Here is a 12,747-nt window from a genome sequence, read left to right on the forward strand (position 1 = left end):
TATAATGAAAAAACACGCAACACAAACTGAAGGCACATCATCCCCGCGTCGGGATTTCATGAAGAAAATGTCATTGACAGGATTGTCGCTTGGCGCCGGTGCAGCCCTGCCGGTTGGACAGGCTCTGGCTGCACCCTTGATAGAAGACCCTTGGCTGAAAGCCCAGGCGATTGTTGATCGCCTGTCCGTGCCGCTCAAATTCCGTCAGGCTGATTACCGGATTACCGATTTTGGTGCTGTTACCTGTGAATTGAAAACCGTGAAAGCCTGGATTTCATTTGAAGCGCAGGATAATCTGCCGACACCAGTGGCAAATTCCAAAGATATTTACCCCGCCATCACCGAAGCGATTGCCACCTGCCATAAGGCTGGCGGTGGCCGTGTCATTGTGCCGTCTGGTAACTGGTTTTGCGCTGGCCCTATCGTCTTGCTGTCGAATGTGAATGTGCATTTGCAGTCTGGCGCGCATATCTACTTCAGCAATAATCCGGAAGATTACGCCAAATACGGCAATTTCGATTGCGGTCTGAATGGCAAGCTGACGATTTCACGCTGGCAAAGCAATGATTGCCTGAACTTCTCCCCCATGGTGTATGCCTATGCGCAAGACCATATCGCATTGACCGGTGATGACTGGACCAGCATACTCGATGGCCAGGGTGGCGTTCCCTTCGATGAAAGCGGTGATTGCTGGTGGACCTGGAAAGGCAAGCAAAAGACCATCAATTCGATAGGACAAGGTTCCACACCAAATTACAAGAGTGGCAAGCGTTCTGAAAATACACCGAATGAACTGAATGCTGCGTCTCTTGAGAAACTGGCACCGCAACTGGATGAAAAACAGCGCTTGCGTATCCAGGGGGAAGGCGATAAATGGCGCGCTGACGGCAGCTATTTGCCAGCCCTGTCCGAAGCCGGCGTGCCCCTGGGCAAGCGCATCTTTGGCCTGGGCCATAATCTGCGCCCACCGATGATACAGTTCATTGGCTGCACCAATGTGCTGATGCAGGGTTACCAGGTCAACAATACGCCATTCTGGCAGCATCACCCTGTGCATTGCCGTAACGTTGTCATCCGCAATGTCAAGGCGAAAAGCCATGGTCCCAACAGTGATGGTTTTGATCCGGAAGCCTGCGACCACGTATTGATCGAATCCTGTACCTTTGATTCGGGTGATGACTGCATCGCCATCAAGGCTGGCAAAAACCTCGATACCCAGTACGGACCTTCGCAAAATATCGTGATCCAGAATTGCACCATGCAAAGCGGCCACGGTGCGGTGACGCTGGGCAGTGAAATGGCGGGTGGCATACAGAATGTCTATGCACAAAACCTGTTGTTTGAAAACATACACTGGGATACGGATCCACTTAATACTGCGATTCGCCTGAAAACCAATATGAACCGTGGCGGCTACCTGAAGAATTTCTTTGTCCGCAATATCTCGATTCCGAACGGTGTGCAGACCAGCCCGTCGTTCTACACATCTCTGCCAAATTCACCTATCCATTCAAAAACCGTGGCAACGGCGGCGGGTGCGGTCATTACCTTTGACTGTGACTATGCGCCGGTTAGCGACAATGTCAGGACCCGCGCCCCGGTTGTGGACAATGTGCATATCTCGAATGTCACGGTTGGCAATGTCGCGACCAAGAAAGGCAAGTTTTCCTGTTACCAGGCGATCGTGATTCTTGGCCCGGTGGCGTCGGATTACAACGGTGACGAGAAGAATCCGCTGGTGTTCCCGGTAACCAATGTCACCATCAGCGATTGCCAGTTTGGTACGCCGGTGAATGCCGACAACCCGCTGTATTTGTACAACGTCAAGGGTCTGGAACTGAAGAATGTGAAGATAGGCGACAAGCTGCATAACAGCATCCTGTCCGTCTAGATAAAAAAATGCCGCCGGGCGGTTATCTGCACGGCGGCATTCAAACGCTAAGGGCGTACTGCAACAGGCGGTATCGCTATCTATGATCCGGCCTGATATGCAAAAATTCAGTTCAGGGTAGTTGCAAAAGGGGTTTCCGGTACGCCGCACACACCCGGGCGCACCAGTATCAGGCTGCCGGCCCATTGATCATGCTCGGCCTTGCCGGCACCAATGGATGTCACCAGCAGGGTATCCATATTTGTACCGCCAAATGTACACATCGATGGTTTCGCCATCGGCAAGGGAATGGTTCTGTCCAGCCTGCCTGTTGGTGTGAAGCGCAACAGGCAACCACCATCATTACCGCATATCCAGTAACAGCCATCGACATCCATGGCTGCGCCATCGGGGCGTCCGGCTAATGGCTTCATATCCATGAACACACGTTGCCCATGCGGCACACCGTCGTCCACATCGTAATCAAATGTCCAGATGGTCTGGCTGACCGGATGCGAATCCGACAGGTACATGGTCTTGCCGTCCGGTGACCAGGCCAGGCCGTTTTGCGTCAGCAAATTGCTGACGAAAGGCGTGGACAAGCCTTGTTGCTGTGAATAACGATACAGCAGGCCGATTGCTTTGGCAGCAGCCATGTCCATGAACATGGTGCCACTCCAGAACCGGCCCTGACGGTCGCAACGGCCATCATTGAAACGCATGCCTGTGCCCAGTGTATCTGGTGCGGCCAGGTGGGTTTGCAGTGCTGCTGAGCCTGTACCCAGATGCAGATTGAAAATGCCGCTTTCCATGCCGGCGATAAAATCACCATCGTCTTTCAGCGCGATGCTGGCGACCATTTCAGTCGTCTGCCATGACCGCAGTTCACCAGAACCCGCATCCAGCTTCCAGATGGTTTTTGCCGGGATATCCACCCAGTACCAGGCCGCCTGTTGTGCATGCCACATCGGGCTTTCACCGACGGTGCAACTGACCGCCGGTATCGCTTCCAGATCCGGAAACGGAGATGTGAGTTGAGCTGAATGCTGAGTCATGAGGCGCGATGTTATAAGTCAGTGATTTCTTTGTAGGTAGGCACCAGGAACTTCATCATGCTCCACGCCAGCAGATAAGCCACCGCGCAGAATGTAAACATGATGGTGTAACCGGTTTGGATATGGCCAAGACTACCGTAGTAATCAAACAGCCAGCCGCCGATTTTTGAAACCAGCACGCCACCGATACCGCCGGCCATACCGCCAATACCGACAATGGAAGCAACCGATTTTTTCGGGAACATATCAGACACGGTAGTGAAAATATTTGCCGACCAGGCCTGGTGCGCAGACGTACCTACACCGATCAACAGTACAGGTATCCATGGTCCCAGATAGCCCAGTGGTTGTGCCAGCAATACTACCAGCGGGAACAGGGCAATCACCAGCATCGCACGCATGCGGCCATCATAGGCACTATAACCACGCTTCATGAAATAGCTGGGGAACCAGCCGCCACCAATACTGCCTATCATGGTCATACTGTACAACACAGCCAACGGTATGACGATGTCGGTTTTATGCATCTGGTACTGCGCTTCCAGATATTTCGGCAGCCAGAACAGGAAGAACCACCAGATACCGTCCGTCATGAACTTGCCGATGACGAATGCCCAGGTCTGTTTATACGACAACAGCTTCATCCATGAGATTTTCTTGCCTGGTGTTTCTTCAGTCGCGACTGGTTCAGGATTCTGTGTGTCGCCGCTATTGATATACGCCAGCTCGGCAGCGGACAGGTATTTCTGTTTTTCTGGTCTTTCATAGAACATGTTCCAGAAAATCATCCAGATAAAACCGATGGCACCGATGACGATGAAGGCTGTTTCCCAACCCCAGGTTGCTGCGATCCAAGGTACGGTCAGTGGTGCCAGGATGGCGCCGATATTCGCGCCGGAATTGAAAATACCGGTGGCAAACGAACGTTCCTGTTTAGGGAAATACTCTGCCGTTGCCTTGATGGCAGCCGGGAAGTTACCCGCCTCACCAAAGGCCAGTACTGCGCGTGAAATCATGAAACCGGCTACAGACACCGGTACCGCAGCCAGACCCAATGCTGCAAAGGTGTTGGCAACAGCCTGGCCTACAAAGATGGAATAGGCATGCATGATCGCACCCAGCGACCAGACCGCAATCGCCAGCAGGTAGGCTTTCTTGGTACCTATCTTGTCGATCAGGCGACCGGCAAACAGCATGGAAATCGCATACACGAACTGGAATGCGGCAGTAATATTGGCATAGTCGGTATTCGTCCAGCCAAACTCTTTGGACAGATCAGGTGCCAGCAGGCTGAGTACCTGACGATCAAGATAATTTACAGTGGTGGCGAAAAATAGCAGGGCACATATGGTCCACCGGTATTTGCCTACGGATTGCTGGCTCATCTGAGCGTCTCCTTGTAGTTGTTCATGATTGGCACATCTTGTTCGTGTGCTCACTCTGTACTTGCTTGCTGCTTATTTGTCACTCATTTGTCACTTATTTGTCACTGACTGACCGGGCTGGACTGCAATCTGGCCTGCAATGCGAAAGCAGGACCAGCCCGGTCTGGCATCATGCCAGGGTCAGTTTTCCATCGATCAAACGAGCCAGTTGCAGCGGATTGTTATCCTGCAATGCTGCCGGCAACAGGTCGGCAGGAATTGCTTGATAACACACAGGGCGCAAGAAGCGATCTATGGCCTTTGCGCCAACCGAGGTGCTGCGGCTGTCGGATGTGGCAGGGAACGGTCCGCCGTGTACCATGGCATGCGCCACTTCAACACCGGTAGGGAAGCCATTGAACAAAATGCGGCCCGCTTTTCTTTCCAGCCCTGGCAACAGTTTCTTCGCCAGTGCATGGTCTGCTGCAGTCGCATGTACGGTAGCCGTCAATTGGCCTTCCAGCGATTCCAGCACTTGCAGGACTTCATTGAAGTCTTTGCACAGGATGGCGATCGATGATGGACCAAAGACTTCCTCCTGCAATGCTGCTGTCGTCAGGAAAGTACTGCCGCTGCAAACTGACAACACAGCTTGTGCCGCACATGGGGATTCTGCTGGCTGGCCTTTGCCGACCAGTGTCAGGTCAGCGATTTCTGCCAGATGGCTGCTGCCTTTGACATATGCCTGGTGGATGCCAGGTGTCAACATGGTCGAAGCCTGTTTTTTCTCCAGCGCTTGTCCGGCCAGTTCCAGGAAGCTGCGTGCAGCGTCGCTGTCAATGGCAATTACCAGACCAGGGTTGGTACAGAACTGACCGGCACCGAGTGTCAGTGAATCGACAAAGTTTTGTGCCAGCTGTGCTGTTTGTGTTTTCAAGGCATCATCCAGCAAGAAAACCGGATTGATACTGCTCATCTCTGCATATACAGGGATAGGCTCTTTTCTTTGACCGGCAGTACGTACCAAAGCCAGACCACCCGAGCGTGAACCAGTAAAGCCGACTGCCTTGATGGCAGGGTGACCAACCAGTTGCTGACCAACCTGGCTACCGGCACCGACCAGCATGGAGAATACGCCTTCAGGCAGGCCGCAATCAGCGACTGCTTTTTGTATGACGCGGCCAACCAGTTCAGCGGTACCCAAATGGGCATTATGGGCCTTGACGACGACCGGGCAACCTGCAGCCAGTGCCGATGCGGTATCGCCGCCAGCAACGGAAAATGCCAGCGGGAAATTGCTGGCACCAAATACAGCAACCGGACCCAGCGCAATTTTGCGCAGGCGCAGATCTGGCCTTGGCGGTGCACGCTCTGGCAGAGCGGAATCAATGGTCGCATCGAGGAAGTAACCGTCGCGTACCACTTTGGCAAACAGGCGCAGTTGATTGACTGTGCGACCGCGTTCGCCTTCCAGACGTGCTACCGGCAGGCCGGTTTCTTGCGCTGCACGCTCGATCAGGACAGGGCCCAGATCCATGATGCCAGTCGCAATGGTTTCCAGGAAGCTGGCACGTTGTTCCAGACTGGTTTCGCGATAGGTATCAAATGCCTGACCTGCCAGATCGCAAGCTTGTTGAACATCGTCAGCGGTGGCGAAGCCGAAAACGGGTTCGATTTGCTGGTTGGTGGATGGGTCGATGGCATTGATGTTGCCAGCCAGGCCAAACACCGAATTTTTACCGATAAGCATTTTGCCGGTAATCTGCATTATGTTCTCCTTCTTTCCTGCATCAGATGCAGGGATGACAGCATGGTGTTAATGATGAGTTTTGTAAAACGCAAAGACGAAGCTGCGACAGCACAGGCTGCGCAGCTTCGTCTTTATACAGCTTATTGTGGACCTTGTTTCAGAATCAGTTTGAGCAGCATTTCATCTTCTGCTGCTGTCAGGTCTGTCAATGGTGCACGGACTGGACCAGCACTATGACCAACCAGACGCGCACCAGCCTTGACGATACTCACAGCATAACCGGATTTGCGATTGCGGATCTCCAGATAAGGCAGGAAGAAGTCATCAATCAGGCGATTGACTGTAGTGCTGTCGTCCGCTGCAACTGCGTGGTAGAAGTCCATTGCCAGTTTTGGCATGAAGTTGAATACAGCGGAAGAATAGACTGGAACACCCAGTGCCTTGTAAGCGGCTGCATAGACTTCAGCAGTAGGCAAACCACCCAGGTAGCTGAAACGGTCGCCCATACGACGCCAGATGGAAACCATCAGTTCAATATCACCGATACCGTCTTTGAAACCGATCAGGTTAGGGCAACGTGCTGCCAGTATTTCCAGGGAATCAGCAGTCAGACGGCAAATACCGCGGTTATAGACCACGACGCCAAAATCCACGGATGCACAGACTTCTTCCACGTGACGGATCAGGCCGTCCTGGCTGGCTTCAGTCAGGTAATGTGGCAACAACAGGATACCGTGGGCACCAAGGCGCTGTGCTTCTTGCGCATAAGCGATTGCCTGACGGGTTGGGCCACCGGCACCAGCCAGGATAGGCACTTTGCCACGGCAGGTATCGACAGCAGTGCGGATCACGTCCGAATATTCGTTGGCTGTCAAAGAAAAGAATTCGCCTGTGCCGCCAGCAGCAAACAGGGCGCTGGCACCGTAAGGAGCCAGCCATTCCAGGCGCTCTGCATAGGTTTTTGCATTGAAATCGCCCGCCGCATCAAAGTCGGTCAGTGGGAAAGAGAGCAGGCCAGAGGAAAGTATCTGCTTCAGATCTTGTGGGTTCATGATGTCTCCTGAGAGTAAGTGTAGATAAGTGAAATAAGGATGAAAATCGGTTTGTAGAGTATTCGTCTTGCTTAATCTTTGGGTGATACTTGTTAGGATGTACGTCATCGTACAACTTAAAATCAAAGACTGCAAGCATCGTTTTTATTTATTGTGCTTTATTTTATTTGCTGTCCTGAGTCGCTTTTCAGTGCTCAGGGGCAGGTGGGAGAATGCTGGCCGGATTTGCGGTAACTACGCTAATTACGATGCAGTTAACGTAGTTACGGCCCAGCAGTCATGTGTTGATGTTGCTTATTTAAGCTTTTGACGATGCAGGCATCAGGTAGCCTGATTTTCAGCCTGTCCAGAAGTTGCTTCTTCTTCCATGCGCAGTTGTGCCTGGCGCAGTCTTTCCCTGCTATTGCTCAGGTGGGTACGCATGGCGGCGCGGGCTGCTTCCGGGTCTTTGCGCAGGATGGCGCTATAGATATCCTCATGTTCGTGATTGACTTTATCTATATAGCTACTGGTGGTGCCCAGATTCAGCGCCGCAGAATTCAGCCTCGCACGAGGGATGATGGTGGTGCCCAGATCACTGAGGATGTCGACAAAATAGCGGTTCCCCGTTGCCTGGGCGATCAGCAGGTGAAAGCGTACATCGGCATTCACCGATTCCGTATCCCTGGTTTTTTTGGTCAGGATATCGTTCAGAGCGCTTGCCAGTTCGGCCAACTGCTCTTCCGTGCGGCGAGATGCTGCCAGCCAGGCGGCTTCGGTTTCCAGGCTGATCCTCAGTTCCAATATGTCGAGCACGTCCCTGACCGTGATAATGGCTTCACGCGAAATACCCAGAGTACTGCTGACTGGCTCCAGGATGAAGGTACCTATGCCATGTCGTGTCTGTACCAGCCCCGCTGCCTGCAAATGCGAGATCGCTTCACGCACCACGGTACGGCTGACGCCGTACAATTGCATGATGGCGGATTCGGTCGGAAGTTTTTCACCGGGTTTGAATACGGCATTTTTGATATTGTTCGTAATGTTCTCAACCAGCCCTTGGGACAGACTCTTGTGACGCCTTACGCTAGGGGGGGAATTGGCTATTTGCTGAGTTTCCATTGTGTCAAGCTAGACCTTACGAAGATGCACTGATTTTACATCAAGTCGTCATCATGATGTTGTATGATGACGTATCACTTATTTAAAATGCACTATTTGTGGCTTATCTGCATTGTTTCCACTCTGAGCCAGCATGTGCATCATTGCGCGATGACTTCCGCCACCAGGTCGCTTTTCAATATCAGGCTGGATAATTCACCCTGGCCCAGCAAGAATACTCCGCGACCATTGGAATACACAATGCTGCCGTCGGGTCGCATATCATAAGACACGACATTACGGGCCAGTACCGTCTCTTGCCCCTGCCGGTCGCGGCTAATCAATTGCCAGGATGAGGGCACCAGTGATGGGATGCCGTTAATACGGTTTTCCTTGCGCAAGGCTTTTTCTGCATCAATACGTTTGCCCTTGAGTATGATTTCCTTCAGGTCTGCCTGCATGGCTGGCCCTGATGCACTGGTCAGTGGCTTGCGGCTATACATGAGGGAAAAGAAATTAAGGTAATGGAATACTGCCCGTAACAGGCGGAAGGGAAACAGCAGCAAATCCTGCAAAGCCATGCCGGTGGCGTAGCGCGGTGGTTCATACGGGCGGCGGATAAAATGCAGATTTCCTTGCGGACAGACACGCGGATGCAGGAAATCAAATTGCGGATCATCCAGGATGGGGCTAATGGAGCCGCTCTTCATGTCCAGCATTTGTATGCTGGCATTGCCCTCGGCCAGCATCAGGCCGCTTTTATCACGGGCTATTCCTGTGGATTGATATAGAAGCTGCTTTTCTGCACCAGGTATCCAGGCCGGCGAGGTGTCAAGGGTGTCGCCCGCCGTCAATTCGCGGTACTGCTCGCCATCGGAATTGAGCATGACCAGGTTGGCACTACCGGCCTTGCTTATGGCCGAAGCCAGTATCTTGCCGCTGCCGGTATCCAGATTCAGGTCAGCCAGGTTCAGGTTCTGCTTGTGCAGTATGCGCTTTTCAACGCCAGTTTCCGGGTTGAATGAAAACAGACCACCCATGACCTCATCCTTGAGGAAATAGAGCATGTTCTGCTCCTGATCAAACTGCATTGAGGTGGCAATGATCTGCGCCTTTTCATCATTGAAGCGACGCATGCCGCCAGAGGCAGAGACGCCAAAGCTGGTACCCTGTTTCCAGGCATGTCTTTCCTGGTGCTTTTCCATCTTGTCTATCATTTCCTGCACATAGGGACTGTGCAGTTGTTTCACTTCGCCGTGGCCAGCGCGATAAAACAGCTTGCCCTCGGAAATGAATGCAACGGCCATGCCTGCCGCATTCCGGTCCAGATGCGCTTGCTGTACGTGATTTTGTGGGTGTTGTGTCCCGGTTTCCTGATTGCCTGCGGCGTTTTTCTGTTGCATCAGCAGATTGACGACATAGGCCAAAGCCAGTAACAACACAATAATGATAAGGACATGCACCTGATATCTCCCGCTTGATTTCACTGATTCTGACTAGATGGTGACCAATTCCTGCACTGACAACGACGCTGACAGCTTGCCGCAGTCAGCCGAAACCAGCCTATGCTGCCATGAAAGAAATGACAAAGCAATCACGCGCTTCGTGGCAGGGCCTTTCCGCCCGGAGCAAAGCATGCCCAAAGCTTGACTACAGGTGACATTTGTCACCCGCAATTGCTGACAGTTTGCTCTGATGTCGGCTACAAGCTTTGATCATACTGTTGCTTAAGCGTGCAGATTACCTCTGCATCACATTCACTTGGCGGCCACAGGAAAATCCGGCAACGCCTCAACATTGATTGGGAAATAGTATGTCTTTCAATTCCAGCCCCGCTGCCACAGTTTTTGCCAATCGCCTCAAAGGTGCCATGGTGTATGCCGTTTTTGGCAGTTTCTGGCTGGTTTTATGGAATCAGCGTGCCTTCGCGGGCAACAGCGTCGTCAATCTCATCATCGCTGCTGGTGGCCTGTTTATCTTCATGCTGGCGATGACCAGATACCGTGGCTTCAGACATGCACTTGAAGCCGGGAATGCAGAGCAAAAACAGAAGAGGGCACGCCGTTTTTATATCGTCAATGCGGTGCAGTGGGGCGCACTTTTGGTGATCATCAATGTATTGAATAATGTCGGCTTGTCGGCATGGGTGACACCGGCGGCCATAATGGTGATTGGCCTGCATTTCTTTCCGCTGGCGACGATATTTCAAAATCCCGGACATAAGTTGATGGGGACAGTCATCTGCCTGTTTGCATGTGTCTTTCCGTTTGTATTGTCTGGTGGCCCGGCTGATCCCTATGCCTGTGCCGGCATGGCCCTGATCTTGTGGACAGGGGCGATACGTAACATAAGCAAGACTTTTCATGTTGCACAGGCCGTATCGCCATAACATGCGGATGCGCAGTTGCCAGCGCAGGGCATAAGTGAGGCTAGACCCATAGAATATGGGCCAGAAAATTGTCTGAACTACGTCTGACAGAGGCTCGTGATCAAGCCTCGCAGCGTTGCAGTGCCTGCACAGTTTAGCGCAGCCTGCCTATATAGGTCTGGTCGACCATGGCGTTATGATCAGGTGGTGGCATCGGTACCTGCATGATACTGTCGTCTTCCAGACTAGGCGCTTTGGGACGCAATTTCTGGGTGGCAGACAGTCTTGCCAGCAAAGGCCCTGCTGGCGGTGGCGCAACAAACAGGCCATCTTCACCAAAGTAGATGTCTTCCAGCTTCAGGCAGATTTCATGCAGGTCGTCGTTTGGCAAGCCCATCGACAGATCCAGCATCGCCCGGCAATAGGCCGGGTTGACGCGCATGTATTCAATGTCTGTCACGCGCCCAATTTGTCGCCGCAATATCACGTGCAGACGTGCCATGAGGGAAAATGCAAGATTGTCTGACATGGCATTCTGGACTAAGGTACTGGTGCTCATAAGATATGCTCCCCGTGAAGTTCAAGATCAAGCCCTTCTCTTTCCTGCTCTTTAGTGACGCGCAAACCAATGGTGATTTTGACCAGCCATAGAATGACGGCAGTCACAGCACCCGAATAAATCACCGTGACGATGACGCCAAACGCCTGAGTGGCCAGGCTGCCATCGGCACCGCCTATGCTCTTTAATGCAAAGACCCCAGTCAACAGCGCGCCGACAATACCGCCTATGGCATGCACGCCAAATACATCGAGCGAATCATCGTAGCCGCCCATGGATTTGAGCGAAGTAGCACCCCAGTAGCAGGCGACACCGGCAACGGCACCAATGACCAGCGCACCAGTCAGGTCGACAAAGCCTGAAGCAGGGGTGATCGCCACCAAGCCAGCGACCGCACCGGAAACAATACCCAGTACCGATGGTTTACCACGACGCAACCACTCCACAAACATCCAGGCCAGTGCAGAAACTGCGGTAGCCACCTGTGTCACCAGCATGGCCAGCCCGGCGCGGCCATCTGCTGCGCCGGCAGAACCGGCATTGAAGCCAAACCAGCCCACCCACAGCAGGGATGCGCCTATGGCTGTCAGCAATAAATTATGGGGTGGCATCGGTTCCTTGCCAAACCCCAGGCGCGGCCCGACGATCAGTGCTGCCACCAGGCCAGACACACCGGCATTGATATGCACTACCGTGCCGCCGGCAAAGTCCAGCACGCCACGCGCCGCCAGCCAGCCTGCCGGTTCCCATACCCAGTGGGCAACCGGCACATACACCAGCAGTGACCACAGGGTAATGAATAGCAGCAGGGCAGAAAATTTCATGCGTTCGGCAAAGGCACCCGTGATCAGGGCAGGGGTGATGATGGCGAATGTCATCTGGAACATCAGAAATACGCTTTCCGGTATTGTCGGTGCCAGTTGATGCACGCTTAGCTGACCAGCTTCTTTCAAAAAGCTCACACCATGCAGCATGAACCTGTCCAGGCCGCCCATATATGGTGAGCCCGCCGTGAACACCAGACTGTAACCCAGCACCACCCACAAGACGGTGACGATGCAGGTAGTTGCCAGGCTATGCGCCATCGTGCCCAGCGCATTCTTCTTGCGCACCATGCCGGTATAAAACAGAGCCAGGCCAGGAATGGTCATCAGTAATACCAGCGCAGTTGAGGTCAGCATCCAGGCCGTGTCACCAGCGCTGATCTTGTCGGCCGAGATCATGCCTGGTTTGGTCATTGCGGGTGGGGCTACATTGGGAACTGGCGCAGTGGGAGCAGTGGGGGCAATTACGGGTGCGGCCGCTGTAGTGACCGAAGCCGCAACAGGAGGCTCGGCCTGTGCATTACAGGTGCCACCGTACAGACACAGACTGAGAGACAAGGAAAGCAGCAAGCTGGAGAGTACGCGTATTTTCATCAAACTAGCCTTTTCAAAAAACATCGTCAATGACACACAGTATTGTTTGCGATGCAGCACTTTTCATGCCAAGGCTGATACCAGTGAATTTGCGCTTGCTGAAGGCTATTTCAGGGAATTGCATGACCGGTGATACCAGTGAAGGCGCATGCATGCACCAAAATGTAAGCAAATATTACCGTGCGGCATAACTTTGCACATACAAAGTGCTGATGCCTGTTTGAGGGATTA

The 12,747-nt window shown here is 52.9% G+C and carries 10 protein-coding genes; 2 read left to right on the forward strand and 8 right to left on the reverse strand.

Going from position 1 to position 12,747, the window contains the following annotated elements:
* Positions 1-4: 4 nt before the first annotated feature.
* The gene (locus ACO0LK_RS17755) at positions 5-1,891 is read left to right on the forward strand and encodes a glycoside hydrolase family 28 protein (protein ID WP_422977330.1); all 1,887 of its coding nucleotides are present in this window, start codon (positions 5-7) and stop codon (positions 1,889-1,891) included.
* Positions 1,892-1,998: 107 nt separating this feature from the next.
* Here ACO0LK_RS17755 and ACO0LK_RS17760 read toward each other — a convergent pair whose 3' ends face one another.
* The 6 genes from ACO0LK_RS17760 to ACO0LK_RS17785 all read right to left on the reverse strand — a co-directional run bounded on the left by ACO0LK_RS17760 (position 1,999) and on the right by ACO0LK_RS17785 (position 9,634).
* Positions 1,999-2,925, reverse strand: coding sequence for an SMP-30/gluconolactonase/LRE family protein (locus tag ACO0LK_RS17760; RefSeq protein WP_422977332.1), 927 nt, complete (start codon positions 2,923-2,925; stop codon positions 1,999-2,001).
* An 11-nt stretch (positions 2,926-2,936) separates the two neighbouring features.
* Entirely contained in the window at positions 2,937-4,310 is a 1,374-nt protein-coding gene (locus ACO0LK_RS17765) for an MFS transporter (protein ID WP_422977334.1), read from the reverse strand.
* A gap of 169 nt (positions 4,311-4,479) precedes the next feature.
* Positions 4,480-6,057 carry an aldehyde dehydrogenase (NADP(+)) gene (locus tag ACO0LK_RS17770; protein ID WP_422977336.1) on the reverse strand — a complete coding sequence of 526 codons (1,578 nt, stop codon included), beginning with the start codon at positions 6,055-6,057 and terminating at the stop codon, positions 4,480-4,482.
* Positions 6,058-6,179: 122 nt separating this feature from the next.
* Positions 6,180-7,091 carry a 5-dehydro-4-deoxyglucarate dehydratase gene (kdgD, locus tag ACO0LK_RS17775; protein WP_186946225.1) on the reverse strand — a complete coding sequence of 304 codons (912 nt, stop codon included), beginning with the start codon at positions 7,089-7,091 and terminating at the stop codon, positions 6,180-6,182.
* Between the two features lie 321 nt (positions 7,092-7,412).
* A complete protein-coding gene (locus ACO0LK_RS17780) occupies positions 7,413-8,192 on the reverse strand; it encodes a FadR/GntR family transcriptional regulator (protein ID WP_422977338.1) in 780 nt (259 codons plus the stop codon).
* A 140-nt stretch (positions 8,193-8,332) separates the two neighbouring features.
* Positions 8,333-9,634 carry a hypothetical protein gene (locus ACO0LK_RS17785; protein ID WP_422977340.1) on the reverse strand — a complete coding sequence of 434 codons (1,302 nt, stop codon included), beginning with the start codon at positions 9,632-9,634 and terminating at the stop codon, positions 8,333-8,335.
* A gap of 350 nt (positions 9,635-9,984) precedes the next feature.
* Here ACO0LK_RS17785 and ACO0LK_RS17790 point away from each other — a divergent pair, with 350 nt between their 5' ends.
* Positions 9,985-10,560: a hypothetical protein gene (locus tag ACO0LK_RS17790; RefSeq protein WP_422977342.1), complete on the forward strand. Its 576-nt coding sequence runs from the start codon at positions 9,985-9,987 to the stop codon at positions 10,558-10,560.
* A 133-nt stretch (positions 10,561-10,693) separates the two neighbouring features.
* Here ACO0LK_RS17790 and ACO0LK_RS17795 read toward each other — a convergent pair whose 3' ends face one another.
* Both ACO0LK_RS17795 and ACO0LK_RS17800 read right to left on the reverse strand, forming a co-directional pair.
* Positions 10,694-11,098, reverse strand: coding sequence for a hypothetical protein (locus tag ACO0LK_RS17795; RefSeq protein ID WP_422977344.1), 405 nt, complete (start codon positions 11,096-11,098; stop codon positions 10,694-10,696).
* Positions 11,095-12,516, reverse strand: a complete 1,422-nt coding sequence (locus ACO0LK_RS17800; protein WP_422977345.1) for an ammonium transporter — start codon at positions 12,514-12,516, stop codon at positions 11,095-11,097. The genes ACO0LK_RS17795 and ACO0LK_RS17800 overlap by 4 nt, the downstream gene beginning before the upstream one ends.
* Between the last annotated feature and the right edge of the window lie 231 nt (positions 12,517-12,747).

The sequence above is a fragment of the Undibacterium sp. Ji49W genome (genome assembly GCF_049340205.1).
In the GTDB taxonomy this organism is placed as follows: Bacteria; Pseudomonadota; Gammaproteobacteria; order Burkholderiales; family Burkholderiaceae_D; genus Undibacterium.

Coding starts and splice junctions, on each gene's coding strand:
- ACO0LK_RS17800 (WP_422977345.1), bottom strand. CDS start 12,516: ATGAAAATACGCGTACTCTCCAGCTTGCTGCTTTCCTTGTCTCTCAGT.
- ACO0LK_RS17765 (WP_422977334.1), bottom strand. CDS start 4,310: ATGAGCCAGCAATCCGTAGGCAAATACCGGTGGACCATATGTGCCCTG.
- ACO0LK_RS17795 (WP_422977344.1), bottom strand. CDS start 11,098: ATGAGCACCAGTACCTTAGTCCAGAATGCCATGTCAGACAATCTTGCA.
- kdgD (WP_186946225.1), bottom strand. CDS start 7,091: ATGAACCCACAAGATCTGAAGCAGATACTTTCCTCTGGCCTGCTCTCT.
- ACO0LK_RS17770 (WP_422977336.1), bottom strand. CDS start 6,057: ATGCAGATTACCGGCAAAATGCTTATCGGTAAAAATTCGGTGTTTGGC.
- ACO0LK_RS17780 (WP_422977338.1), bottom strand. CDS start 8,192: ATGGAAACTCAGCAAATAGCCAATTCCCCCCCTAGCGTAAGGCGTCAC.
- ACO0LK_RS17755 (WP_422977330.1), top strand. CDS start 5: ATGAAAAAACACGCAACACAAACTGAAGGCACATCATCCCCGCGTCGG.
- ACO0LK_RS17790 (WP_422977342.1), top strand. CDS start 9,985: ATGTCTTTCAATTCCAGCCCCGCTGCCACAGTTTTTGCCAATCGCCTC.
- ACO0LK_RS17760 (WP_422977332.1), bottom strand. CDS start 2,925: ATGACTCAGCATTCAGCTCAACTCACATCTCCGTTTCCGGATCTGGAA.